Origin of the sequence: Kitasatospora sp. NPDC059408 (assembly GCF_042751525.1) — a bacterium.
GTDB lineage: Bacteria > Actinomycetota > Actinomycetes > Streptomycetales > Streptomycetaceae > Kitasatospora.
In genome coordinates this window covers 19130-42210 of record NZ_JBHYWI010000081.1, presented here as the reverse complement: position 1 = coordinate 42210, position 23081 = coordinate 19130, and the positions used below count along the sequence as shown (strand labels likewise).

The 23081-nt window shown below is 72.6% G+C and carries 21 protein-coding genes; 8 read left to right on the top strand and 13 right to left on the bottom strand.

What is annotated here, in order from left to right:
- Positions 1-11 precede the first annotated feature (11 nt).
- Together ACFXDE_RS36045 and ACFXDE_RS36040 are read right to left on the bottom strand one after the other, a co-directional pair.
- The gene (locus ACFXDE_RS36045; protein WP_380498631.1) at positions 12-497 is read right to left on the bottom strand and encodes a ribose-5-phosphate isomerase; all 486 of its coding nucleotides are present in this window, start codon (positions 495-497) and stop codon (positions 12-14) included.
- 77 nt (positions 498-574) lie between these two features.
- On the bottom strand, positions 575-1174 hold the full coding sequence (locus ACFXDE_RS36040) for a biotin transporter BioY (RefSeq protein ID WP_380498630.1): 600 nt from the start codon (positions 1172-1174) through the stop codon (positions 575-577).
- Positions 1175-1438: 264 nt separating this feature from the next.
- Between ACFXDE_RS36040 and ACFXDE_RS36035 the strand changes: the two genes are divergently transcribed.
- Positions 1439-2848, top strand: a complete 1410-nt coding sequence (locus ACFXDE_RS36035) for an amino acid permease (protein WP_380498629.1) — start codon at positions 1439-1441, stop codon at positions 2846-2848.
- A gap of 77 nt (positions 2849-2925) precedes the next feature.
- Here ACFXDE_RS36035 and ACFXDE_RS36030 read toward each other — a convergent pair whose 3' ends face one another.
- Entirely contained in the window at positions 2926-3558 is a 633-nt protein-coding gene (locus ACFXDE_RS36030) for a disulfide bond formation protein DsbA (RefSeq protein WP_380444516.1), read from the bottom strand.
- A gap of 227 nt (positions 3559-3785) precedes the next feature.
- On the opposite strand from ACFXDE_RS36030, the gene pepN reads away from it, so the two are divergent.
- Positions 3786-6350 carry an aminopeptidase N gene (pepN, locus tag ACFXDE_RS36025; RefSeq protein ID WP_380498628.1) on the top strand — a complete coding sequence of 855 codons (2565 nt, stop codon included), beginning with the start codon at positions 3786-3788 and terminating at the stop codon, positions 6348-6350.
- Positions 6351-6472: 122 nt separating this feature from the next.
- Here the strand turns inward: pepN and ACFXDE_RS36020 are convergent, their stop codons facing one another.
- The 4 genes from ACFXDE_RS36020 to ACFXDE_RS36005 form a co-directional block, all read right to left on the bottom strand.
- The gene (locus ACFXDE_RS36020) at positions 6473-7102 is read right to left on the bottom strand and encodes a maleylpyruvate isomerase family mycothiol-dependent enzyme (protein ID WP_380498626.1); all 630 of its coding nucleotides are present in this window, start codon (positions 7100-7102) and stop codon (positions 6473-6475) included.
- 79 nt (positions 7103-7181) lie between these two features.
- The gene (gene acnA, locus ACFXDE_RS36015; protein WP_380444513.1) at positions 7182-9827 is read right to left on the bottom strand and encodes an aconitate hydratase AcnA; all 2646 of its coding nucleotides are present in this window, start codon (positions 9825-9827) and stop codon (positions 7182-7184) included.
- Positions 9828-10049: 222 nt separating this feature from the next.
- Positions 10050-10196: a hypothetical protein gene (locus ACFXDE_RS36010; RefSeq protein WP_380444512.1), complete on the bottom strand. Its 147-nt coding sequence runs from the start codon at positions 10194-10196 to the stop codon at positions 10050-10052.
- The gene (locus ACFXDE_RS36005) at positions 10193-11245 is read right to left on the bottom strand and encodes a hypothetical protein (RefSeq protein WP_380498625.1); all 1053 of its coding nucleotides are present in this window, start codon (positions 11243-11245) and stop codon (positions 10193-10195) included. The genes ACFXDE_RS36010 and ACFXDE_RS36005 overlap by 4 nt, the downstream gene beginning before the upstream one ends.
- Before the next feature lie 13 nt (positions 11246-11258).
- Here ACFXDE_RS36005 and ACFXDE_RS36000 point away from each other — a divergent pair, with 13 nt between their 5' ends.
- From ACFXDE_RS36000 to ACFXDE_RS35990, 3 genes are all read left to right on the top strand, one after another.
- Complete coding sequence (locus tag ACFXDE_RS36000; protein ID WP_380498624.1) at positions 11259-11636, top strand: hypothetical protein; 378 nt, start codon at positions 11259-11261, stop codon at positions 11634-11636.
- Between the two features lie 155 nt (positions 11637-11791).
- Entirely contained in the window at positions 11792-12199 is a 408-nt protein-coding gene (locus ACFXDE_RS35995; protein ID WP_380444509.1) for a type II toxin-antitoxin system VapC family toxin, read from the top strand.
- 112 nt (positions 12200-12311) lie between these two features.
- Positions 12312-12845, top strand: a complete 534-nt coding sequence (locus ACFXDE_RS35990; protein ID WP_380444508.1) for a superoxide dismutase family protein — start codon at positions 12312-12314, stop codon at positions 12843-12845.
- Between the two features lie 15 nt (positions 12846-12860).
- On the opposite strand, the gene argF is transcribed toward ACFXDE_RS35990, so the two are convergent.
- From argF to ACFXDE_RS35975, 3 genes are all read right to left on the bottom strand, one after another.
- Positions 12861-13862 carry an ornithine carbamoyltransferase gene (gene argF, locus ACFXDE_RS35985; RefSeq protein ID WP_380444507.1) on the bottom strand — a complete coding sequence of 334 codons (1002 nt, stop codon included), beginning with the start codon at positions 13860-13862 and terminating at the stop codon, positions 12861-12863.
- A 200-nt stretch (positions 13863-14062) separates the two neighbouring features.
- On the bottom strand, positions 14063-16717 hold the full coding sequence (locus tag ACFXDE_RS35980; RefSeq protein WP_380498623.1) for a polynucleotide kinase-phosphatase: 2655 nt from the start codon (positions 16715-16717) through the stop codon (positions 14063-14065).
- Entirely contained in the window at positions 16714-18393 is a 1680-nt protein-coding gene (locus ACFXDE_RS35975) for a 3' terminal RNA ribose 2'-O-methyltransferase Hen1 (protein ID WP_380498622.1), read from the bottom strand. The genes ACFXDE_RS35980 and ACFXDE_RS35975 overlap by 4 nt, the downstream gene beginning before the upstream one ends.
- Before the next feature lie 141 nt (positions 18394-18534).
- On the opposite strand from ACFXDE_RS35975, the gene dapD reads away from it, so the two are divergent.
- The gene (dapD, locus tag ACFXDE_RS35970) at positions 18535-19524 is read left to right on the top strand and encodes a 2,3,4,5-tetrahydropyridine-2,6-dicarboxylate N-succinyltransferase (protein ID WP_380498621.1); all 990 of its coding nucleotides are present in this window, start codon (positions 18535-18537) and stop codon (positions 19522-19524) included.
- 192 nt (positions 19525-19716) lie between these two features.
- Here dapD and ACFXDE_RS35965 read toward each other — a convergent pair whose 3' ends face one another.
- From ACFXDE_RS35965 to ACFXDE_RS35955, 3 genes are all read right to left on the bottom strand, one after another.
- Positions 19717-20040, bottom strand: coding sequence for a hypothetical protein (locus ACFXDE_RS35965; RefSeq protein ID WP_380498620.1), 324 nt, complete (start codon positions 20038-20040; stop codon positions 19717-19719).
- 86 nt (positions 20041-20126) lie between these two features.
- On the bottom strand, positions 20127-20687 hold the full coding sequence (locus ACFXDE_RS35960; RefSeq protein WP_380498619.1) for a hypothetical protein: 561 nt from the start codon (positions 20685-20687) through the stop codon (positions 20127-20129).
- A 13-nt stretch (positions 20688-20700) separates the two neighbouring features.
- Positions 20701-21141 (bottom strand): ATP-binding protein, encoded by a 441-nt coding sequence (locus tag ACFXDE_RS35955; RefSeq protein WP_380498618.1) that lies wholly within the window; start codon positions 21139-21141, stop codon positions 20701-20703.
- 286 nt (positions 21142-21427) lie between these two features.
- Between ACFXDE_RS35955 and ACFXDE_RS35950 the strand changes: the two genes are divergently transcribed.
- A complete protein-coding gene (locus ACFXDE_RS35950; protein WP_380498617.1) occupies positions 21428-22720 on the top strand; it encodes a tetratricopeptide repeat protein in 1293 nt (430 codons plus the stop codon).
- A gap of 177 nt (positions 22721-22897) precedes the next feature.
- The coding region (locus ACFXDE_RS35945) for an ASCH domain-containing protein (RefSeq protein WP_380498616.1) at positions 22898-23081 on the top strand (184 nt) is incomplete at its 3' end.

Here is a 23081-nt window from a genome sequence, read left to right as displayed (position 1 = left end):
GGCGGAGCGTCTCAGCCCTGGGGGTGGTGGGCCGGGACGGGCGGGAGCTCGCCGGTGGTCTCGTACTCGCTCAGCATCTCGATCCGGCGGGTGTGCCGGGCCTCGCCGCGGTAAGGGGTGCCGAGGAAGACCTCGACGAACTTGGTGGCCTCCTCGACGGTGTGCATGCGGCCGCCGACCGAGATCACGTTGGCGTTGTTGTGCTGGCGGCCGAGCTCGGCGGTCTGCACGCTCCAGGCCAGTGCGGCCCGCACGCCCTTGACCTTGTTGGCGGCGATCGCCTCGCCGTTGCCCGAGCCGCCGATCACGATGCCGAGGGCGTCGGCGTCGGCGGCGGTGCGCTCGGCGGCGCGCAGGCAGAACGGCGGGTAGTCGTCCTCGGCGTCGTAGATGTGCGGCCCGCAGTCGACCGGCTCGTGGCCGGCCTCCTTGAGCCACTCCACGAGGTGGTTCTTCAGTTCGTATCCGGCATGGTCGGAGCCCAGGTACACGCGCATGCCCATGAGTGTGGCATGCGCGGGCACCCGGGCTCCGCAGGGGGCGCCGGGCGCCCGCGTCGGCCCGCCGCCGCCGGCTACCGCTTGCCGGCCAGGCGCCAGACGAGCGGGAGGGCGCCGGCGGCGAACGCGGCCTTGAGGGCGTCGCCGACCAGGTACGGGTAGAGGCCGAGCTCGGCGGCCCGGGCGAGCGGCACGTGCAGCGAGAAGCCCAGGTACGGGACGCCCACCGCGTAGATCGCGAGGGTGCCGAGGACCATCGTCACGGCGGTGTTGACCGGGCTGCGGTCGGCGCCGCGGCGGGCCAGGGCGCCGGTCAGGCCGGCCGCGAGGACGAAGCCGAGCACGTAGCCGAGCGAGGGCATCGCCCAGCCCGAGGTGCCCTCGGCGAACCAGGGCAGGCCCGCCAGGCCGGCCAGCAGGTAGAGGGCGAGCGAGGCGACGCCGCGGCGGGCGCCGAGCGCGGTGCCGACCAGCAGGGCGGCGAAGGTCTGGCCGGTGACGGGCACCGGCGAGCCCGGGACGTTGACCGAGAGCTGGGCGGCGACGCCGGTCAGCACGGCGCCGCCGGCGACCAGGGCGAGGTCGCGGGCCTGCGCGCCGAGACGGGTGGTGGCGGCGGGCAGCAGGTCGGCGAGGACGGCGCGGGTCGGTATCGACGTGCCGGCAATGGCCATGGGGGAACTCCTCGTGGGGTCCAGGTGAGTGAACACCTGTGAACCTACGCGGTGATCGACTCCGCCACCTTCACGGTTTCGGACAAACCCCCACCGCAGGACCTTGTCGGAACCGCCCGATCGACGGAGCGTGAGCACCCGCCGACCCGGCGTCACCGCGGGGTCCGCATGGTGGGCCCGGCTCGCCCGCCCTTGGCATGGACAGGGGTGTCCCCGGATATTGGACAACTCATGCCGCATTCCGCACAGTCTGGATCCCCCTCCATGGCCCCCACCTCCGCGCCCCCGGCGCCCGGGAGCAGCGACACCGCTCCCCCGGCCGCCGGCCAGCAGCTCTCGCACGGGCTGAAGCAGCGCCACCTGTCGATGATCGCGCTCGGCGGGGTGATCGGCGCCGGCCTCTTCGTCGGCTCCGGCGCGGGCATCGCGGCGGCCGGGCCCGCCATCATCCTCGCCTTCACGCTCTCCGGCCTGCTGGTCATGCTGATCATGCGGATGCTCGGCGAGATGTCCGCCGCCCGCCCGGCCTCCGGCTCGTTCTCCGTCCACGCCGAGAAGGAGATCGGCCCCTGGGCCGGGATCACCGCCGGCTGGATGTACTGGGTCATGCTGTGCTGCGGCGTCGCCGCCGAGGCCACCGCGGCCGGGAAGATCGTCAACGGCTGGATACCCGGCGTCTCGGCGTGGGTCTGGGTCGGCCTGTTCATGGTCTTCTTCTGCGCCAGCAACCTCACCGCCGTGAAGAACTTCGGCGAGTTCGAGTTCTGGTTCGCCACGATCAAGGTCGCCGCGATCGTCGCGTTCCTGGTCCTCGGCGGCCTCGGCGTGGCCGGCGTCCTCGGCCCCGGCGCCCCCGGCGCCACCAACCTGACCGGCCAGGGCGGCTTCCTGCCCACCGGCGTCAGCGGACTGATCGTCGGCCTGCTCGCCTCGGTGTTCGCCTACGGCGGTCTGGAGACCGTCACCATCGCCGCCGCCGAGTCCGACGACCCGAAGAAGAACGTCGCCAACGCGGTGCGGACGGCGGTCTGGCGGATCGCGATCTTCTACATCGGCTCGATGGCCCTGGTCGTCACCCTCGTCTCCTGGAAGGACCCGGCCGTCGTCCAGGACGGCCCGTACGTCACCGTGCTGCGCCACCTCGGGGTGCCCGGCGCCGGGACGATCATGGAGGCGGTGGTGCTGATCGCGCTGCTGTCCGCGATGAACGCCAACATCTACGGCGCCTCCCGGATGGCGTACTCGCTGGTCGGCCGCGGACAGGGCCCCAAGGCGCTGGCCCGGGTGAGCGGCGGCGTGCCGCGCCGGGCGGTGCTGGCCTCCTGCCTGTTCGGCTTCGGCGCCGTGCTGGCCGCCAAGTTCTGGCCCGCGACGGTGTTCACCTGGCTGATGAACACCACCGGCGTCGCGATCCTCGTGGTCTGGCTGTTCATCTGCCTCGTCCAGCTGAGGATGCGCCGCCGGCTGGAGCGCGAGGCGCCCGAGCTGCTCACCGTGAAGATGTGGGGCTACCCGTACCTGACCTGGGTGGCCATGGCCGCCGTGGCCGGCATCCTCGCGCTGATGACCACCACCGAGGGCAACCGCCAGCAGCTGTACGCGGCCGGGGTGCTGGTCGCCCTGCTGACCGCCGCCGGGCTGCTCAAGCAGCGCAGGGACGCGGCCCAGCGGTAGCGGCGCACGCACGGAAGAGGCACGGGAAGAGGCCCGGCACCAGGTGGTGCCGGGCCTCCCGCGTTCCGCCGCGGGCGTCACTCGAAGGACGGGCCCGCCGTCCGGGTGCGCTTGATCTCGTAGAAGCCCGGGGTGGAGGCCACCAGCAGGGTGCCGTCCCACAGCCGGGCCGCCGCCTCGCCGCGCGGGGTCGGGGTGACCACCGGGCCGAAGAACGCGACCCGGTCGCCGTCCGCGCCCTCGACGGCGATCACCGGGGTGCCGACGTCCTCGCCGACCAGCGAGATGCCCTCCTTGTGCGAGGCGCGCAGGGCCTCGTCGTACGCGTCGGTGTCGGCCGCGTCGGCCAGCTCGACCGGCAGGCCCGCCGCGACCAGCGCCTCCTCGACCGTCGCCCGCTCCAGCGGCATCGCCCGGTTGTGCAGGCGCAGGCCGAGCTCGGTGTAGAGCCGGCCGAGCACCTCCTCGCCGTGCTGCTGCGCCGCCGCGACGCACACCCGGACCGGGCCCCAGCCCTTGTCCATCAGGTCGCGGTACTGCTGCGGCAGGTCTCGGCCCTCGTTGAGCACCGACAGGCTCATCACGTGCCAGTTCACGTCCACCGGACGCAGCTGCTGCACCTCGATCAGCCAGCGGGACGTCATCCACGCCCACGGGCACAGCGGGTCGAACCAGAAGTCGGCGGTCTTGCGCTCGGCGGCAGTCGTCACTGCGGTCGTCCTTCGTGAGGTGTCCGGGGAAATCACGGGCGGAAAGGCGTTCCCCCCGTCCAGGCGCCAACACCCGCCCGGCCCCGCTGATTCCGCCGCGGCCCACCGGCCTGTGCAATGGTACTGGCGCGCGACGGCGTGAAAGGATGCCCCTGATGCGCCGAAGCCGCGCAGGAGAGCACAGACCAGAACGCACCACCGTGCGAGCCGGACAAAGGAGTACCGCCGTGCCGGGCAAGAACCTGAGCCGCGACGAAGCCCAGCAGCGGGCCAGCATCCTGACCGTGGACGGCTACCGGGTCCGGCTGGACGTGACCTCCGCGCCCGACCCCGCGGCCGCGACCTTCCGCTCCACCACCACGGTCGCCTTCCGCTGCGCCCGGCCCGGCACCGCCACCTTCCTCGACCTGCTCGCCCCCGCCGTCCGCTCGATCACCCTGAACGGCCGCGCGATCGACCCGGCCACCGCCTTCGACGGCGCCCGCGTCCACGTCGACGGCCTCGCCGCCGACAACGTCCTCACCATCGACGCCGACTGCGCCTACAGCCGCACCGGCGAGGGCCTGCACCGCTTCGTCGACCCGGCCGACGGCGAGACCTACCTCTACACCCACTACGAGCCGGCCGACGCCCGCCGCGTCTTCGCCACCTTCGAACAGCCCGACCTGAAGGCCCCGTTCACCTTCACCGTGACCGCCCCGGCCGCGTGGGACGTGTGGTCCAACGCCGTCCACGAGCACGTCGACACCGAAGAGGGCGCCCGCACCTGGGAGTTCGCGCCGACCAAGCCGATCTCCACGTACCTCACCGCCGTCGTCGCCGGCCCCTACCACATCGCCCGCGACCACTACAGCCGCGAGCTGCCCGACGGCACCACCCTGGAGATCCCGCTCTCCGCGATGTGCCGCAAGTCCCTCGCGCGCCACTTCGACGCGGACGAGATCCTCGGCGTCACCAAGCTCGGACTCGACTTCTTCCACGAGCAGTTCGACTACCCGTACCCGTTCGGCAAGTACGACCAGGCCTTCGTGCCCGAGTACAACATCGGCGCCATGGAGAACCCCGGCTGCGTCACCTTCAAGGAGGACTTCGTCTTCCGCTCGAAGGTCACCGACGCCGCCTACGAGGGCCGCGCCAACGTCATCCTGCACGAGATGGCGCACATGTGGTTCGGCGACCTCGTCACCATGCGCTGGTGGGACGACCTGTGGCTCAAGGAGTCCTTCGCCGACTTCATGGGCTCCTACGGGCTGGTCGGCGCCCGCACCCGCTACAGCTCGGCCTGGGTCACCTTCGCCAACCAGCGCAAGGCCTGGGCCTACCGGCAGGACCAGTTGCCCACCACCCACCCCATCACCGCCGACATCCGCGACCTCGAAGCCGCCAAGCTCAACTTCGACGGCATCACCTACGCCAAGGGCGCCTCCGTCCTCAAGCAGCTGGTCGCGTACGCCGGTTCGGACGCCTTCTTCGAGGGCGCCCGCCGCTACTTCAAGCGCCACGCCTTCGGCAACACCGAACTCGCCGACCTGCTGGGCATCCTGGAGGAGACCAGCGGCCGCGACCTCAAGTCCTGGGCCGCCGCCTGGCTGCAGACCGCCGGCGTCGACTCGCTCACCCCGCAGGTCACCGCCGACGCCGAGGGCCGGATCACCGAACTCGCCGTCCTCCAGGACGGGGCCGTGCTGCGCCCGCACCGGATCGCCGTCGGCCTCTACGACCACGACTCCGACGGCACGCTGGTGCGCACCGCCCGGATCGAGCTCGACGTCACCGGCGCCCGCACCGTCGTCGCCGAGGCCGCCGGCCGCCCCCGCCCGGCACTCGTCCTGCTCAACGACGACGACCTCACCTACTGCAAGATCCGCTTCGACGACGCCTCGCTGGAGACCCTGCGCACCGGCCTCGGCGAGATCGGCGACGACCTCGCCCGCGCCCTCGCCTGGTCCGCCGTCTGGAACCTCACCCGCGACGGCCTCATGCCCGCCCGCGACTACGTCGCCCTGGTGCTGCGCTTCGCCGGCCAGGAGGGCAACATCGGCGTCCTGCAGTCCCTGCACACCCAGGCCAAGACCGCCGTCGACCTCTACGCCGACCCCGCCTGGCGCGCCGAGGGCGGCCGGCTGCTCGCCGACGGCGCCCTGCGCGAACTGCGCGGGGCCGTCCCCGGCAGCGACCACCAGCTCGCCTGGGCCCGCTTCCTCGCCCAGACCGCGGGCGGCGCCGAACACCTCGGCCTGGTCCGCGGCCTGCTCGCCGGCAGCGCCCGGATCGACGGCCTCGACGTCGACCAGGAGCTGCGCTGGGCGCTGTGGCTCGCCCTGGCCGCCGCCGGGCAGGCCTCCGACGACGAGCTCGCCGGGGAGCTCGCCGCCGACAACACCGCCGGCGGCAAGCGCCAGTACACCCAGTGCCTGGCCGCCCGCCCCACCCCCGAGGCCAAGGCCGCCGCCTGGTCGGCCGTCGTCGACTCCGACGAACTGCCCAACGCCCTGGTCGAGGCCAACATCGCCGGCTTCGCGCTGCCCGCCCACCGCGACCTCACCGCCCTCTACGCGGCGCCCTACTTCAAGCTCCTGGAGAAGATCTGGGCCGAGCGCACCATCGAGATCGCGATGCGCTTCGTCGGCGGCTTCTTCCCGAGCGCCCAGATCGGCGAGCCGACCCTCGCCGAGGCCGACGCCTGGCTGGACGGCCACCCCGACGCGGCGCCCGCGCTGCGCCGCCTGGTGATCGAGCGCCGGGACGACCTCGCCCGCGCCCTGCGCGCCCAGGCCTGCGACCGGGCCTGACCGTTCACGCAACGACGGAGGGGCCCGCCGTGCGGACGGCGGGCCCCTCCGTCGTTGTGTGAACGTCGTTGCGTGAACGTCGCTACGTGAACGTGTTTGCGTGAACGTCCCTGCCTGGAGCGTCAGTTGCGCGAGGCCAGCAGCGGCAGGCCCTCGCCCTCCAGCTCGGCGTGCGCCACCTTGCGCCCGGTGACCGCCAGCAGGAGCGCGAGCACCGGTCCCCGCACCTCGGGGCCGCTGCCCGCCGTCCAGTCCGCGTCCGTGGCCCGCAGGGTCAGCCCCTCGACCCTCCGCTTGCCGCCGATGAGCAGGTTGGAGCCCCGGTAGAAGTCCGCCAGCCGGGTCAGCGCCGCCACCGGGTACGCCCGGGCGAGGCCGAGCGGGCGGCGGATGTCCTCGGCGTGCACCACCGTCTCGCCCAGCCAGCTGTCGACCGGGCCCGGCGGGTGGCCGACCGAGTCCAGTTGCGCCCGGAAGGCGGCGAGGGTGTCCGCGGGCGTCCCGCTCGTCAGTTCGGCGATCTCGCGGGCGGCCATGTCCTCGAAGCGGAAGCCCGCCCTGGCGAGCTTCAGGAAGAAGCCGGGCGGCGTCATCCGGGCCGTCGCCGCCATGTGCGCGAGGGTGTCCTGCACGCTCCGCCCGGTGCAGAGCGAGGGGGTCGCCCACTGCTCCGGGGTGAGGTCCCGCACGTCGGCGAGCAGGGCGCGCCGCTCGGCGTGGATCGTCCCCCAGGTGTCCGGTGTCGTCGCCATGCTTCCGTGGTACTACCACGACGGCCGGGCCGCACCCCCGAGGGGATGCGACCCGGCCGGCCTGGCGCTACGGGTGTGCTCAGCCGATCAGCGAGCGCAGCACGTACTGCAGGATGCCGCCGTTGCGGTAGTAGTCCGCCTCACCGGGGGTGTCGATGCGGACGACCGCGTCGAACTCGACGGCGCCGGCGACGACCTTGACGGTCGCCGGGGTGGTGCCGTCGTTGAGCTCGGTCACGCCGGTGATGGAGAAGGTCTCCTCGCCGGTCAGGCCGAGGGAGTCGGCGTTCTGGCCCTCAGGGAACTGCAGCGGCAGGACGCCCATGCCGATCAGGTTCGAGCGGTGGATGCGCTCGTACGACTCGGCGATGACGGCCTTGACGCCCAGGAGCGCGGTGCCCTTGGCGGCCCAGTCGCGGGACGAGCCGGAGCCGTACTCCTTGCCGGCCAGGACGACCAGCGGGGTGCCGGCGGCCTGGTAGTTCTGCGAGGCGTCGTAGATGAACGACACCGGGCCGTCGGCCTGGGTGAAGTCGCGGGTGTAGCCGCCCTCGGTGCCCGGCGCGATCTGGTTGCGCAGGCGGATGTTGGCGAAGGTGCCGCGGATCATGACCTCGTGGTTGCCGCGGCGCGAGCCGTAGCTGTTGAAGTCGCGCTTCTCGACGCCGTTGGCGGTCAGGTACTGCGCCGCCGGGGTGCCCGGCTTGATGTTGCCGGCCGGGGAGATGTGGTCGGTGGTGACCGAGTCGCCCAGCTTGGCCAGGACGCGGGCGCCGGCGATGTCGGTCACCGGGCTCGGGGTCTTGGCCATGCCCTCGAAGTACGGGGGCTTGCGGACGTAGGTGGACTCGGCGTCCCACTCGAAGGTGTTGCCGGTCGGGACCGGGAGCGACTGCCAGCGGTGGTCGCCGGCGAAGACGTCCTGGTAGCCCTTGTCGAACATGTCCTGGTCGATGGAGCCGGCGACGGTGGCGGCGACCTCCTGCTCGGACGGCCAGATGTCGGCGAGGAAGACGTCGTTGCCGTCGGCGTCCTGGCCCAGGGCGTCCTTGGTGATGTCGACGTTCATGTTGCCGGCGAGGGCGTAGGCGACCACCAGCGGCGGGGAGGCCAGGTAGTTCATCTTGACGTCCGGGTTGATCCGGCCCTCGAAGTTGCGGTTGCCGGAGAGCACCGAGACGACGGCGAGGTCGGACTCGTTGACGGCGGCCGAGACCTCCTCGGGCAGCGGGCCCGAGTTGCCGATGCAGGTGACGCAGCCGTAGCCCACCAGGTTGAAGCCCAGCTTCTCCATGTACGGGAGCAGGCCGGCCTTCTCGTAGTAGTCCATGACGACCTTGGAGCCGGGCGCCAGGGTGGTCTTGACCCAGGGCTTGACCGTCAGGCCCTTCTCCACGGCCTTCTTCGCCAGCAGGGCGGCGCCCAGCATGACGGAGGGGTTGGAGGTGTTGGTGCAGGAGGTGATCGAGGCGATCACGACCGCGCCGTTGTCGATCTCGTACGTCGAGCCGTCGGGGGCGGTGACGGTGGTCGGCTTGGAGGCCTCGGCCGAGTAGGCCGGCAGCGCCTCGGCGAACCGCTCGGCGGCCTCGGCCAGGATCACGCGGTCCTGCGGGCGCTTCGGGCCGGAGATCGACGGGACGACGGTGGAGACGTCCAGCTCCAGGTACTCGGAGTAGACCGGCTCGACCGACGGGTCGTGCCAGAGGCCCTGCTCCTTGGCGTACGCCTCGACCAGGGCGAGCTGCTGCTCGTCGCGGCCGGTGAGCTTCAGGTAGTTGATGGTCTCCGCGTCGATCGGGAAGATCGCGCAGGTGGAGCCGAACTCCGGCGACATGTTGCCGATGGTGGCGCGGTTGGCCAGCGGGATGGCGCCGATGCCGTCGCCGTAGAACTCGACGAACTTGCCGACCACACCGTGCTTGCGCAGCATCTCGGTGATGGTGAGGACCAGGTCGGTGGCGGTGGTGCCGGCCGGCAGCTGGCCGGTCAGCTTGAAGCCGACGACGCGCGGGATCAGCATGGAGACCGGCTGGCCCAGCATGGCGGCCTCGGCCTCGATGCCGCCGACGCCCCAGCCCAGCACGCCCAGGCCGTTGACCATGGTGGTGTGCGAGTCGGTGCCGACGCAGGTGTCCGGGTAGGCCTGGCCGTTACGGACCATGACCGTGCGGGCCAGGTGCTCGATGTTCACCTGGTGGACGATGCCGGTGCCCGGCGGGACGACCTTGAACTCGTCGAACGCGGTCTGGCCCCAGCGCAGGAACTGGTAGCGCTCCTTGTTGCGGCCGTACTCGATCTCGACGTTCTGGACGAAGGCGTCCGGGGTGCCGAACTTGTCGGCGATGACCGAGTGGTCGATGACCAGCTCGGCCGGGGCCAGCGGGTTGATCTTGGCCGGGTCGCCGCCCAGCTCCTTGACGGCCTCGCGCATGGTGGCGAGGTCGACCACGCACGGCACGCCGGTGAAGTCCTGCATGATCACGCGGGCCGGGGTGAACTGGATCTCCTGGCTCGGCTGGGCGGTGGCGTCCCAGTTGCCGAGCGCGCCGATGTGGGCGGCGGTGATGTTCGCGCCGTCCTCGGTGCGCAGCAGGTTCTCCAGCAGCACCTTGAGGCTGTAGGGCAGCCGCTCGGAACCCTCGACGGCGGAGAGCTTGAAGATCTCGTACGACTCGTCGCCCACCTGCAGCGAGCTGCGGGCGTCGAAGCTGTTCGCGGACACGACTGACTCCTTCTGGGTGCTTCACGCGATATCCGGCCACCACGGTGGTAAGGTCAGCCTTACTTAGGCTGGCCTTGCCGCCATCGCCGGTGAGCGCCTCTCGGCAAGTATCTTGATGTCGAGATATATGGTAAGGGGCAGTTATCTCGATGTCGAGATAAACCATAGTGCATGCCGCCGCGTTCACCACCGCAGGCATGCCCGGGTCGGCGTCCGCCCAGTTCAGCGACCGTCCGGGCCGCGCCGCTTGCGCTCCAGCCGGATCAGCCACACCGCCCCCGCCACCACCCCGCCGAGCAGCAGCAGGACCAGCAGCAGCCCGCCTCCGGCCACCGGCGCCGGGGCGACATCGGCCAGCATCCTCGTCATGTCTTCTCCTCGATTCGCACGGAGGCACCCTCGTGGGCGGCCCCCAGGACCAGCATCAGCAGCACCGGGAACTCCAGGTAGGCGTGGTAGCTCGCCACCGCCGCGTACAGCGCGCGGCCCTGCGCGTAGTCGGCCGCGAACAGCACCGCCAGCACCCCGCCCGCCGCCGCCCCCAGCGCCCACGCGCGCGCACCGCGCAGCGCCGGCACCCGGGCCTCGAAGCCCTCGGCCGCCTCCGGCGCGTAGCGCGGCAGGAACCACACCCACACCACGTAGTGCATCGTCTGCAGGAACGCGAACACCGCCAGGAAGCGCAGGCCGAGGTGCGAGGCCAGCCATGCGGGCGGCGTGTAGGAGCTCTCCAGGCGGGCCGTCCAGCCGCCCGCCGTGCCCGTGGCGCCCGTAGCGCCCGTAGCGCCCGTAGCGCCCACCAGCAGGCCGTCCAGCAGTCCGCTCAGCAGCAGGGCCGGCACCAGCAGCACCCACGTGAACTGCAGCGCCAGGAACAGCGCACGCCCCCGCGCCAGCCGCCGCGACCACTCCCACAGGAACAGCAGCGGCACCACGTTGTGCAGGTGCGCCAGCACCACGAAGTGGTACGCCGGGAACGACAGCGACCCGGCGGCGGCCGCCGCCAGCACCGCCACGGCCCCCGCCAGCAGCACCGGACGCGAGCGCAGCCCGTACCAACTCGCCGCCACCAGCAGCCCGTACGCCAGCAGGATCTCCGCCGACCGGGAGTAGACGGACGGCGGCAGCAGCCGGCACACGACGATGCCGGTGACGAGGACGAGCAGCAGCCGCAGCAGCGGACCCGCCAGCACCACCGCGAAGCGGCCCGCCACGTACCGCAGTTCCAGCACGTTGTGGAGCAACCCGAAGGCCGCCAGCCCCAGCACCGCCAGCCCGGTCGGCGCCCGCAGCGCCAGCACCAGCGCCAGCGCGCCCGCCACCACGAAACCCACCTGCGGCACAGCGCCCAGCCGCAGCCCCGGCCCGGCCGCCGGCCAGGCCCCGCCGCGGGCCGCCCCCGCACCCGTGATCGCCACGCTCCCCCTCCCCATGGCACGATCCCCTGCCGTGCGCTACCCCGTGGCCCTGGCCCTCACGCTGCTGACCGAGACACCCGTCTACACCGCCGCCCTGAGCCTCGCCGGGCCCGTCCGCCCGGGCCGGGCCGCGGCCGCCGCCGTGCTGGTCAACCTGGCGACGCACCCCGTGCTCTGGTGGACCCTCCGGCACTGGACCGGCGGGCCCGCCGCAGCGTACTGGACGGCCTTCGGCCTCAGCGAGGCGGCGGTCTGCGCCGTCGAGGCCCTCCTCCTCCGCCCACTCGCGGGCCTGCGCCCGCGCGACCCGCTCCCCTGGATCGCCTCCGGCACCGCCAACGCCACCTCCATGCTCGCGGGGCTGCTCGCCGCACCGTTCCTCGGCGGCTGACCGCGGTTCCACGGCCCGGTTCCGACGGCCTGACCCCGCGGCCCGGTTCCACGGCCCGGCCCCGCGGCCCGGTTCCGGCGGGTGGGGGCCGGGCCGGTACGGTGGCGGGGAGTCGGTGACGTGCGGGAACGCCGGGGACGGGCAGGGGTCGGCTGATGATCGTGGTGGACGCGTCCGCGCTGGTGCTCGCGCTGGCCGACGAGGGGCCGCGCGGTGCCGCGGCCCGGGCCGAACTGGCGGCCGACGGCGAGTGGTTGGCGCCGGAGCACGTCATCGTCGAGGTGATGCAGTCGCTGCGCGGCCTCTACCTGGCCAAGGAGCTCACCGCCGGACGGGTCGCCGAACTCACCGGCGAACTGGCCGCGGTGGCGATCCGCAAGGTCGAGGTGGCGCCGCTGCTCGGCCGGATCTGGGAGCTCAAGGACAACCTCACCCCGGACGACGCCGCGTACGTCGCCGTCGCCGAGCGGTACGGGGCGCCGCTGATCACCGCGGACCTGCGGCTCATGCGGGCCAGCGGGCCGCGCTGCGAGATCCGCGGCATCCGGCGCACACCGGAGTAGCCGGGCCGCCCCCGGGCTGGGGTGTCCCGGGCGGCCCTGCCGGGGCGGTGTCCCGGGCGGCCCGGGCGCGTTGAGCACCGCGACCGTCACCCCGCCCGTGGAAGGCCCGCCGATGCCCCTCCCGTTCGCCTCCGCCCTGCTGCCGCTCGCGCTGCTCGCACCCGCCGTCGCGCCGGTGTCCGTCATCGAGGCCGACTTCGACCCGGCCTCGGCCTTCGTCCCGCCCGCCGCCATCAGCTACGCCGACGACCTCGTGCCGTACGGCTCGCACGCCACCGTCGTCACCGACCGCTCGACGGCCGGGCGGACGGTGCTCACCCTGGCCGTCACCGGACTCGCGCCCGGCCACGAGTTCCCGGTCCACCTGCACACCGGCACCTGCGGAACCGTACCGACCTCGTCCGGGCCGCACTACCAGAACGTCGTCGACCCGGTGCAGCCGTCCACCGACCCGGCCTACGCCAACGACCGCAACGAGCTGCGGCTCGTGCTGCGCACCGACGACCGGGGCGACGGCACCGCCACGGCCGCGGTGGACTGGCAGGCGCGGGCCGGCGAGGCCCGCTCGCTGGTGCTGCACGCGGGCACCCCGGCCGGCCCGCACGCGGCGGCCGACCGGGTGGGCTGCATCAAGCTGGACCGGTAGCCCGTCCGGCCCTCCTCAGGACCCGAGGGTGGCGACCAGGACCGCCTTGATGGTGTGCAGCCGGTTCTCCGCCTGGTCGAACACGATGGAGTGCGCCGACTCGAACAACTCGTCGGTGCACTCCAGCTCGGTCATCCCGGTGGCCTCGTACATCTGCCGCCCGACCTCGGTGCCGAGGTCGTGGAAGGCCGGCAGGCAGTGCAGGAACTTGACGTCCGGATTGCCGGTGGCCCGGACGGTGTCCATCGACACCTGGTACGGCTTGAGCAGCTCGATCCGCTCGGCCCAGACCTCCTTGGGCTCGCCCATCGAGACCCAGACGTCCGTGTAGAGGAAGTCGGCGCCGGCCACGCCCTCGGCCACGTCCTCGGTGAGGGTGATCCGGGCGCCGGTGGTCTCGGCGAGCGCGTGCGCCGCCTTCCGGACGTCCTCGGCCGGCCAGACCGCGCGCGGCGCGACGATCCGGACGTCCATGCCGAGCAGGGCGCCGGTGACCAGCAGCGAGTTGCCCATGTTGGAGCGGGCGTCGCCGAGGTAGGCGAAGGCGATGCCGGTGAGCGGCTTGGCCGTGTGCTCGGTCATGGTGAGCACGTCGGCCAGCATCTGGGTCGGGTGCCACTCGTCGGTCAGGCCGTTCCAGACCGGCACGCCCGCGTGCGCGGCGAGCTCCTCGACGACCTCCTGGCCGTGGCCGCGGTACTCGATGCCGTCGAACATCCGGCCCAGCACCCGGGCGGTGTCCTTGATCGACTCCTTGTGGCCGATCTGCGAACCGGACGGGTCCAGGTAGGTGGTGCTCGCGCCCTGGTCGTGCGCGGCGACCTCGAAGGCGCAGCGGGTCCGGGTGGAGGTCTTCTCGAAGATCAGCGCGATGTTCTTGCCGCGCAGCCGGGGCTGCTCCGTGCCCGCGTACTTCGCCGCCTTGAGCCGGGCCGCGAGGTCCACCAGGAAGCGGAACTCCTGGGGAGTGAAGTCGAGCTCCTTGAGGAAGTGCCTGTTCCGGAGGTTGAAGGCCATGCCGGGCTCCTGGGGTGACGGGACGGACGGGAAAGCGGCAAGTGTATACGATGCTCTGAATTTATATGCAGAGCGGGGGTGGACGGGAGGGGAACGGCCGAGCGGAACGGCCGAGGGGGAGCCCGGTCGGACTCCCCCTCGATTCTCACCCCGGTTCTTGCCCCGGGTCTCGCCCCGGCCCCCACCCCGGCAGGGCGCTCCTACAGGCGCGGGTCGACCGGTTCGGACTCCAGGGCCAGGACCGCGAACACCGCCTCGTGCACCCGCCACAGCGGCTCGCCCGCCGCCAGCCGGTCCAGCGCCTCCAGGCCCAGCGCGTACTCGCGCAGCGCCAGCGAGCGCTTGTGGCCGAGGGCGCGCTCGCGCAGCCGGTCCAGGTGCTCGGTGTAGTCCGGGCCGTAGATGATGCGCAGGTACTCGCGGCCGCGCACCTTGACGCCGGGCTGGACCAGCCCGCCCGGACGGCCCTCGGCGCGCTCCGTGCGCACCAGCGAGCCCAGTGGCTTCACCACCATGCCCTCGCCGCCGGCCCCGGTCAGCTCCTCCCACCACGCGACGCCCGCGGCCACGGACGCCTCGTCGGCGGTGTCCACCACGAGCCGGCCGGTGCGGTGGAGCAGGGGCGCGGCCGGACCGCCCGCGGACGTGGTCGCGTCGGCGTCGGCGTCCACCAGGCGGTCGATCCAGGCGAGGTGCTCGTCGTGCGGGCGCACCGCGAGGTTCGCCCCCTCGGCGGCCAGCACCTGGAACGGCGCGAGCCGGACGCCGGCCAGCCCCTCGGTCGGCCAGCAGTAGCGCCGGTACGCCTCGGTGAACGCCCCCGCGTCGGCGGCGCGCTGCCGCTGCCTGGCCGTCAGCCCCTCGACGTCCAGACCGCGCCCGGCCGCCTGCTCCAGCGCCGACAGCACCACCGGCAGAGCGGCGCCCGCCGCCGCGCCGACCGCCGCGTACTGGCGGCGCAGCAGCTCGACGGCCTTCAGGGACCACGGCATCAGCTCGGCGTCGAGCAGCAGCCAGCCGGTGCCCAGCTCCTCGAACAGCCCGGCCCGCTCGGCGGCGGCCCGCACCCGGCCCAGCACCGCGGCCGTCAGGGCGTCGTCGCTGAGGAACGCGCGGCCCGTCCTGGTCCAGATCGCACCGGGACCGGCCACGCCGAAGCGCTTCTCCAGCGCCGCCTCGTCCCGGGCCACCAGCACGACCGCGCGCGAGCCCATGTGCTTCTCTTCGCACACGACCTGCCGGACGCCGTCCGCCCGGAAGGCGGCGAACGCCTCGTCGGGGTGCTCCAGGAAGCCGTCCCGGCGGGAGGTGGCCGTCGGGGCCATCGTCGGCGGCAGGTAGGCGAGCAGCCGCGGATCCAGCGCGAAGCGGCTCATCACCTCCAGCGCCGCCGCCGCGTTCTCCTCCCGGACGGCGACCCGGCCGTGCAGCCCGGTCTCGACGATCCGCCGGCCCGCCACGTCGGCGAGGTCCAGCGGACGGCCCTCCCGCGCGCCCGGCGCGTCGGTGATCATCGGACGCACCGGCGCGTACCACTCGCGCTCGGCCGCCACGCTCACCAGCTCGCGCTCCGGGTAGCGCAGCGCGGTCAGGCTGCCGCCGAACACGGCGCCGGTGTCCAGGCAGATGGTGTTGTTGACGAAGCCCGCCGTCGGCACCGGTGTGTGGCCGTAGACCACCAGCGCCCGGCCCCGGTACTCCTCCGCCCACGGGTAGCGCACCGGCAGGCCGTACTCGTCGGTCTCGCCGGTCGTCTCCCCGTACAGCGCGTGCGAGCGCACCCGGCCGGAGGCCCGGCCGTGGTACTTCTCCGGCAGACCGGCGTGGCACACCACCAGCGCGCCGCCGTCCAGCAGGTAATGGCTGACCAGGCCGCGCATGAACGCGCGCACCTCGGCCCTGAACTCCTCGCTCTCGCCCGCCAGCTGGTCCAGCGACTCCTGGAGGCCGTGCGAGACGGTGACCTTCTTGCCGTCCATCGCGCGGCCCAGCTTGTTCTCGTGGTTGCCCGGCACGCACAGCGCGTGGCCGGCCGCCACCATGCCCATCACCAGGCGCAGCACGCCGGGGGTGTCCGGGCCGCGGTCGACCAGGTCTCCGACGAAGACGGCGGTGCGGCCGTCCGGGTGCGCGGCGTCCACCGGGCGCCCCTCGGCGTCCCGGGTGAGGACGTAGCCGAGGCGGGTCAGCAGGGTCTCCAGCTCGGAACGGCAGCCGTGGATGTCGCCGACGACGTCGAACGGGCCGGTGAGGTGGCGCAGGTCGTTGTAGCGCTTCTCCAGCTCGATCCCGGCCGCCGCCACCTCCGCCGCGCCGCGCAGGATGTGCACCTTGCGGAAGCCCTCGCGCTCCAACCCGCGCAGGGAGCGCCGCAGTTCGCGGTTCTGGCGGGGGATGACGTGGGGCGGCAGCTGGCGGTCCGGCCGGGTGCGGTTGCGCTCCGCGCAGACACCGGGCGGGACGTCCAGGACGATCGCGATCGGCAGCACGTCGTGGTCGCGCGCGATCTTCACCAGCTGACGGCGCGCCTCGGGCTGGACGTTGGTCGCGTCCACGACCGTCAGACGGCCGGCGGCGAGGCGCTTGCCGACGATGTAGTGCAGGACGTCGAAGGCCTCGGCGGAGGCCGACTGGTCGTTCTCGTCGTCGGCGACCAGGCCGCGGCAGAAGTCGGAGGAGACGACCTGGGTGGGCAGGAAGTGGCGGCGGGCGAAGGTGGACTTGCCCGAGCCGCTCGTGCCGATCAGGACGACGAGGGAGACGTCCGTGACGGGGAGGCGGCGGGGGGCGGCCGGGACGGACGGTGCTTCGGGGGTCCGTGCCTCGTCGGAGGCCGGGGTTGCTTCGTCGGTCATCGGGGTTCGCCTCCTTCGGGCGTCGGGGTGGTGGTGGCGGTGATGGTGTCTGTATCGGCGGTGGTGGCGGCGGCGGTGTCGGTGGTGGTGCCGGTGGTGGTGCCGGCGGCGGTGTCGGTGGCGGTGCGGAAGAGGGCCAGCTGGGTCGGCGGGCCGACCTCCGGGTCCTGCGGACCGACCGGGCGCAGCTCGACGGTGTAGCCGTACGCCGAGGCCACCCGCTCCGCCCAGGCCCGGAACTCGGCCCGCGACCACTCGAAGCGGTGGTCCGCGTGCCGGACGGCGCCCGCCGGCAGGCTCTCCCAGCGCACGTTGTACTCCGCGTTCGGCGTGGTCACGACGACCGCGCCCGGACGGGCCGAGCCGAACACCGCGGACTCCAACGCGGGCAGCCGGGGCAGGTCCAGGTGCTCGATCACCTCGCACAGCACCGCCGCGTCGAAGCCCTTCAGCCGCGCGTCCGTGTACGTCAGCGCGCCCTGCGCCAGCGTCACCCGGGCCGCCTGCCGCTCCGGCAAGCGCTCCAGGCGCAGCTTGCGGGCCGCCACCCGCAGCGCCCGCACGGACACGTCCACGCCGAGGATCCCGGTGAACCGGGCGTCCTTCAGCAGCGCTCCGATCAGCTCGCCCTGGCCGCAGCCGAGGTCGGCGACCTTCGTCGCACCGGTCTCGCGCAGGGCCGCCAGGATCGCGGCGCGGCGCTGCTCGGCGAGGGACGGCTGCTTCCCGGGGGCCGGGGCTTCGGGGTTGGCGGGGTTGCCGGGGTTGCCGGGGTTGCCGGGGTCGTCGGATGCGGGCGCGGTGCCGGTGGGCGCGCCCGGGATCTCCTGGGCGGGCTCGTCGGGCTCGTCGGCGACCGCGTTGTCGATCTCCTCGACCTCGCGGTCGTCCGCCTCCGCGAGACGGGCCAGCTCCAGGCGCTCCATCGCCGCCCTGGTCAGCGACCAGCGCCGCGACAGGTAGCGCCGGGTGATCAGGGCCCGCTCGGGGTGATCGGCCAGCCAGCCCTCCCCCGCGGCCAGCAGCTTGTCCACCTCGTCCGGGGCCACCCAGTAGTGCTTGGCACCGTCCAGCACCGGCAGCAGCACGTACAGCTGATGGAGCGCGTCGGACAGGCGCACGGACTCCGCGGCCAGCTCGATCCGCACGTACCGCGACTCGCCCCACTCCGGGAACGCCTCGTCCAGCGGGACCGCCTCCGCCTCGACCCGCCAGCCCATCGGCTCGAACAGCCGGGCCACCATCTCCGGGCCGCCGCCCTCGCCCACGCCGTTCGCGGGCACCGCGGGCAGCGCGATGCGCAGCGGACGCGCCAGCTCGGGCAGCTCGGGACGGGCCTGGCACACGCCCTTCATCGCCGACCGGAACACCGTCCGCAGCGCCACCGCGAGCAGCGAGGACGCGGCGTACGGCCGGTCGTTGACGTACTGGGCGAGCGCGAAGTCGGGCGAGCCGCCGCGGCCCTTGCCACGGCCCTTGCGGACCAGCGCGATCGGATCGACGTCCAGCAGCAGCGCCGCCGTGCAGAGCTCGTCCCCCGCCTCCGGGTAGAAGACGTGGGCCTCTCCGTGCGACGTCGTGAACCGCTGGACCTTGCCGGGATGCTTGTGCAGCAGGAACCCGAGATCCGTTGCCGGGCTCTCGGCGCTGCCGGTGGTGGAAATCGACATGAACACCTGCCCGAGTATTGCCGAGCGGTGATCCCCTCGGCACCGGGTTTTCCCAGCCCACGGCCGGTCGGCGACGCCCCGCGCCCGGCGTGTCCGGACGGTGGGCGTTTTCGGCGCCGGGCCCCCGCATTGGTTAACGTGCACGGTGTGACTGCTGAATCCACCACGCTCCCGAACGGCGCCGTCGCCGCCGGTCTGGCCACCATCGCCGCCGACGGAACCGTCCTCGACACCTGGTTCCCCGCCCCCGTCCTGACCGCCGAGCCCGGCCCCGCCGGGACCGTCCGGCTCACCGCCGAGCAGGCCGAGGCCGAGCTCGGCACCGGCGCCGCCGAGGCGCTGCGCGCCGACACCCGGCGCGGCGTCGAGGTGGTCGCCGTGCGCACCACCATCGCCTCGCTGGACGAGAAGCCGCTCGACACGCACGACGTGTACCTGCGCCTGCACCTGCTCAGCCACCGCCTCGTCCGGCCGCACGGCCAGAACCTGGACGGCATCTTCGGCCTGCTCGCCAACGTCGCCTGGACCAGCATCGGCCCCGTCCCGGTCGACCGGGTCGAGTCGGCCCGCCTCGCCGTCCGCGCGCAGGGCGGCCAGCTCGCCGTGTACGGGATCGACAAGTTCCCGCGGATGACCGACTACGTCGCCCCGTCCGGCGTGCGCATCGCCCACGCCGACCGCGTGCGCCTCGGCGCGCACCTCGCCGCGGGCACCACCGTGATGCACGAGGGCTTCGTCAACTTCAACGCCGGCACCCTCGGCACCTCCATGGTCGAGGGCCGGATCAGCGCGGGCGTCGTCGTCGGCGACCACAGCGACATCGGCGGCGGCGCCTCGATCATGGGCACCCTGTCCGGCGGCGGCAAGCAGGTCGTCTCGGTCGGCGAGCGCTGCCTGCTCGGCGCCAACGCCGGCATCGGCATCTCGCTCGGCAGCGACTGCGTCGTCGAGGCCGGCCTCTACGTCACCGCGGGGACCCGGGTCACCACGCCCGACGGCAAGATCGCCAAGGCCGTCGAGCTGTCCGGCCAGGACAACCTCCTGTTCCGCCGCAACTCCCAGAGCGGCGCCGTCGAGGTCATCGCCCGCTCCGGCTCCTGGGGCGGCCTCAACGCCGACCTCCACGCCCACAACTGAGCCACCCGGCTCCCCTCAGTGCCCCTGCGCCGACTCCCGGCGCCGGGGCGCTGTGCTGGGGCTGGGCTGAGCTGAGCTGTTTTGAGGCTTCGGGGATCGCGTTCTTCCTGGGCCCCTCCCCCGCCCCCAACCCTTCCTCCTCCACTGCCATCTGAGGCCCACCCCCCCACCCCCGCCGCCCCCGCCCGCCACCTACCCTCGGTTCCAAACAGCCCTGCGCGTTCCCCTGGGCTGCTCGGCTCCAGGTGCACAGCGCCGAGCAAGCGCCACAGAGCACTCCCCCAGCGGCTCCAGATCCTCTTCAACGCCGCTGCTCTCCCGCACGGTCTGCGGGATCTCGGCGACGGTGACCGTCGGCATCGGCCGGTCGGCGTCCTCGCCGTCCTCGCGGACCAGCAGGACCATGCTCAGGTCGGCCGCCGTCAGCTCGGGGCCCTCCAGGAAGCTGCGAACGGCCGGGCGGCCGTGGAGCCGGTCGGCGACGGCGTGTGCGGCGGCGTGCTGGGTGGTGGTCATCTCGTCCTCTCGGTCCGTGGAATGGGGCGCCAGTGGCCCGGGGCGTGTGCCGCACAGGAAAAGTCTGCGAGGTCGACTTCCTGCGCTTACAGGGTGGTGGTCTGAGTGGCGCGGGTGCGGCAGTGCGTGAGGGCGGGTTTGATGCGGGGGTCGGAGGTGGGGGAGGCGGCGAGGAGTTCACCGGCGGTGACGAGGGCCGACCAGTAGTGGGAGGGGTTGCCGGTGGTGGGGCGGGGGTGGGTGGCGGCGAGGGAGAGGTAGGCGGCGGTGAGGTTGCCAGTGGTGAACCAGCGGGCGAGGCCGTGCCGGTGGCCGGCGCGGATGCCGCCGAGGGCGTCGATCGCGGTGAGGAAGAGGTCGATGACGGCGAGGTCGCGGGCGTCGAGATCCTTGGGAATGTCGAACACGCCGAGGGCTTCGAGGAGTTCACCGGTGTCGGCCTCGAAGCCGGGGCGGGAGTTGTCGAGCAGGGCGTCGAAGCAGTCGTCGAGCCGGAGCTTGGTGTCGGCGGCCGGGACACCGAGGGCCAGGCAGACCGCGCGGGCGGCACGGAGGGGGTCGCGGGTGCGGCGGGCGAGGATGGCGTAGACCTCGGCGGGCGTGGAGCCCGTGTCGAACAGGTGCCGGGCGGTGAGGGAGAGTCGCATGGTTGGCACCCGTTCAGTCGGTGAGGAAAGTGGAGGCGAAGGAGGAAGAGGGGGCGACCAGGGCCCACACGAACTTGCCGACGCCGCCGGATCGCGGGCAGCAACCCCAGCGCTCGGCCAGTTCGTTGACGAGGAAGAGGCCGCGCCCGTGCACGTCGGACAGGGAGGGGGAACGGAGGCAGGGGCGCCCGCTGCTCGCGTCGTGGACTTCGAGGCGCAGGCGATCGTTGACGAAGGCGAAGCGGACCTCGATGAGGCGGTCGGTGGGTGCGTCGGAGTGCTGGACGGCGTTGGCGAAGAGTTCGCCGAGGAGCAGCTCGGCGACGTCGGAGTAGCGGTCGCCGGAGGGGAGCGCGGAGAGGTACGCACGGAGCAAGCGCCGGGCCAGGGGCGTGGATTCGGCCCGCGAGTCGAGGCGGGCGGCGAACGTGCGGGGCTGGCGGGTTTTGAGCATGGCGAAGTACCTCAAGGGAAGAGTGCATTCGAATGGAGTGAGCCATGCACTGGGCCTGCTCGGGCGACTGGATGGCGCCGAGGTCGACCCGCCGCTCCCGGGTAATGGACCCGAGCGGCCGGCCGAGCCACCGCTGGTGACTGGCTGATGACGAACAGTCAACATCCCTGCCCTGCAGTCGGCTATGGTCGGGGCGAGCCGGGAAGTTGAAACCCTTGAAACACGCCTGCAAGGGGGAACTGTCGTGCGAACTGGCCGTGAGCCAAACCGCAAGCTCGCCTCGTTGATGACCGAAGCCGCTTGGGGGAACGGCGAGCTGGCACGGGCTGTCAACCGGACCGGCACTGAGACCGGGCAACGGCTCAAGTACGACGCCTCGGCCGTCTCTCATTGGCTCGGCGGCACCTCGCCCGCGGCGAAGGCCCTGCCGGTGGTCCTGGAGACGCTGGCGCGGAGGCTCAAGCGGCCGATCACCGCTTTCGAGGCCGGATTCCGCGACATGCCTGCCAACGTTGACCAGTCGACAGATACGGTGTCAGGGCTGATCGACTTGGGGAGCCTCGATATGGATCCATCCCGGCGCGGAGTCCTCACGGCAGGCCTGTACTCAGTGGCCCTCACCATTCCGGGCTGGCCCGGCCTGGTGGGCCGCTTCGAGAGGCTACGGACCAACCCGCATCTGCGGATCGGCATGGAGGAGGTCCGGGCGGTCGCCGCGATGACCGAACGGATCAGCGACCTGGACGATCAGTTCGGCGGCCGGATGGCCCGCCCGATGGCCGCCTCGTTCCTGGTCAACACAATTGCCCCGTACCTGCAGGCGGACGCCACCGAGGATGTCCGCAAGGCGATGCTGTCGGCCGCCGCCGACCACTGCTACCTGACCGGCTACATGGCCATGGACGAACGCCATGATGCCCTGGCCCAGCGCTACTACATGAAGGCCCTGGAACTGGCCGGGCACGCGGGCGATCACCTCACGTACTGCACCACCCTGCGCGGCATGAGCGTGCAGGCCGTCGACCTAGGCCACGGCAGTACCGCCATGCGGTTCGCGGACGCCGCCTCGGCCGCCTCCCCGCAGGCCGGCCCCCGCATGAGGGCCTTCCTCGCCGGCCAACAGGCCCACGCCAGCGCCCAGACCGGAGACAAGGCCGGAGCCCTGTACCACCTGCGTCTAGCGGAAGTTGCGATGGAGCAGGCCGAGTCCAAGGCGAAGGCGTTCGGCTCCTACGATCCGTCCTCCCTTGCGTACCACGAGGCCAAGGTCCGCTGGGAGCTCGGGGACAAGACTGGCGCCATCGCTGCGATGGAGGCGTCCGACCGCCTGCGGTACTCCGTGTACGTGCGCAATCGGGTGCGGATGACAGGCATGCTCGCAGAGTGGAAGTTGCAGGCCGGCCGCCTCGAAGAAGCCTGCGCGGACTGGCATCGCGCTCTCGACGACTACCCGACTGTCCAGTCCGGCCGGGCCGACGACCGGTTCCGCTCGATGATGGCCATGATCAAGCCTTACCAGGGCAACCGGTACGCACGTGACCTGTGCAACCGTGCTCGACCGATGGCGAAGGCGGCCTGACCGGAAACGGGCACGTTGTCCGAGGCTCCGCTACCCCATCAATGGGGTAGCGGAGCTATTTGGTTACTTCTGGGCGTTGGCGCGGCGAGTGGGCTCCGCCATCGTCGGGCCCTCCGGCCAGGGGAGAGGTCCGAAGGGGCCGCTGATGCCCACCCCGGCGTAGAAGTGGAGACACCAATGCCCGTGCAGGAACGCGTCATCCAGATCCGCCGCCCCTACCTCAACCTGATCGCCGATGGCACCAAGACGATCGAGGTGCGCGTCGGCTATCCGAGCATGAGAAATGGCGATGTGCTTCTCCAGGGCCCCGGGGCCGCGGCGCGCCGGGCCCGGGGGCCACCGGGTGGCCGGCGGCGGGTGG

What these genes read in the sequence shown, in the direction of transcription:
- ACFXDE_RS36045 (WP_380498631.1), bottom strand. Translation starts at nt 497, where the DNA reads ATGCGCGTGTACCTGGGCTCCGACCATGCCGGATACGAACTGAAGAAC.
- ACFXDE_RS36040 (WP_380498630.1), bottom strand. Translation starts at nt 1,174, where the DNA reads ATGGCCATTGCCGGCACGTCGATACCGACCCGCGCCGTCCTCGCCGAC.
- ACFXDE_RS36035 (WP_380498629.1), top strand. Translation starts at nt 1,439, where the DNA reads ATGGCCCCCACCTCCGCGCCCCCGGCGCCCGGGAGCAGCGACACCGCT.
- ACFXDE_RS36020 (WP_380498626.1), bottom strand. Translation starts at nt 7,102, where the DNA reads ATGGCGACGACACCGGACACCTGGGGGACGATCCACGCCGAGCGGCGC.
- ACFXDE_RS36010 (WP_380444512.1), bottom strand. Translation starts at nt 10,196, where the DNA reads ATGACGAGGATGCTGGCCGATGTCGCCCCGGCGCCGGTGGCCGGAGGC.
- ACFXDE_RS36000 (WP_380498624.1), top strand. Translation starts at nt 11,259, where the DNA reads ATGGCACGATCCCCTGCCGTGCGCTACCCCGTGGCCCTGGCCCTCACG.
- ACFXDE_RS35995 (WP_380444509.1), top strand. Translation starts at nt 11,792, where the DNA reads ATGATCGTGGTGGACGCGTCCGCGCTGGTGCTCGCGCTGGCCGACGAG.
- ACFXDE_RS35990 (WP_380444508.1), top strand. Translation starts at nt 12,312, where the DNA reads ATGCCCCTCCCGTTCGCCTCCGCCCTGCTGCCGCTCGCGCTGCTCGCA.
- argF (WP_380444507.1), bottom strand. Translation starts at nt 13,862, where the DNA reads ATGGCCTTCAACCTCCGGAACAGGCACTTCCTCAAGGAGCTCGACTTC.
- ACFXDE_RS35980 (WP_380498623.1), bottom strand. Translation starts at nt 16,717, where the DNA reads ATGACCGACGAAGCAACCCCGGCCTCCGACGAGGCACGGACCCCCGAA.
- ACFXDE_RS35965 (WP_380498620.1), bottom strand. Translation starts at nt 20,040, where the DNA reads ATGACCACCACCCAGCACGCCGCCGCACACGCCGTCGCCGACCGGCTC.
- ACFXDE_RS35960 (WP_380498619.1), bottom strand. Translation starts at nt 20,687, where the DNA reads ATGCGACTCTCCCTCACCGCCCGGCACCTGTTCGACACGGGCTCCACG.
- ACFXDE_RS35955 (WP_380498618.1), bottom strand. Translation starts at nt 21,141, where the DNA reads ATGCTCAAAACCCGCCAGCCCCGCACGTTCGCCGCCCGCCTCGACTCG.
- ACFXDE_RS35950 (WP_380498617.1), top strand. Translation starts at nt 21,428, where the DNA reads ATGACCGAAGCCGCTTGGGGGAACGGCGAGCTGGCACGGGCTGTCAAC.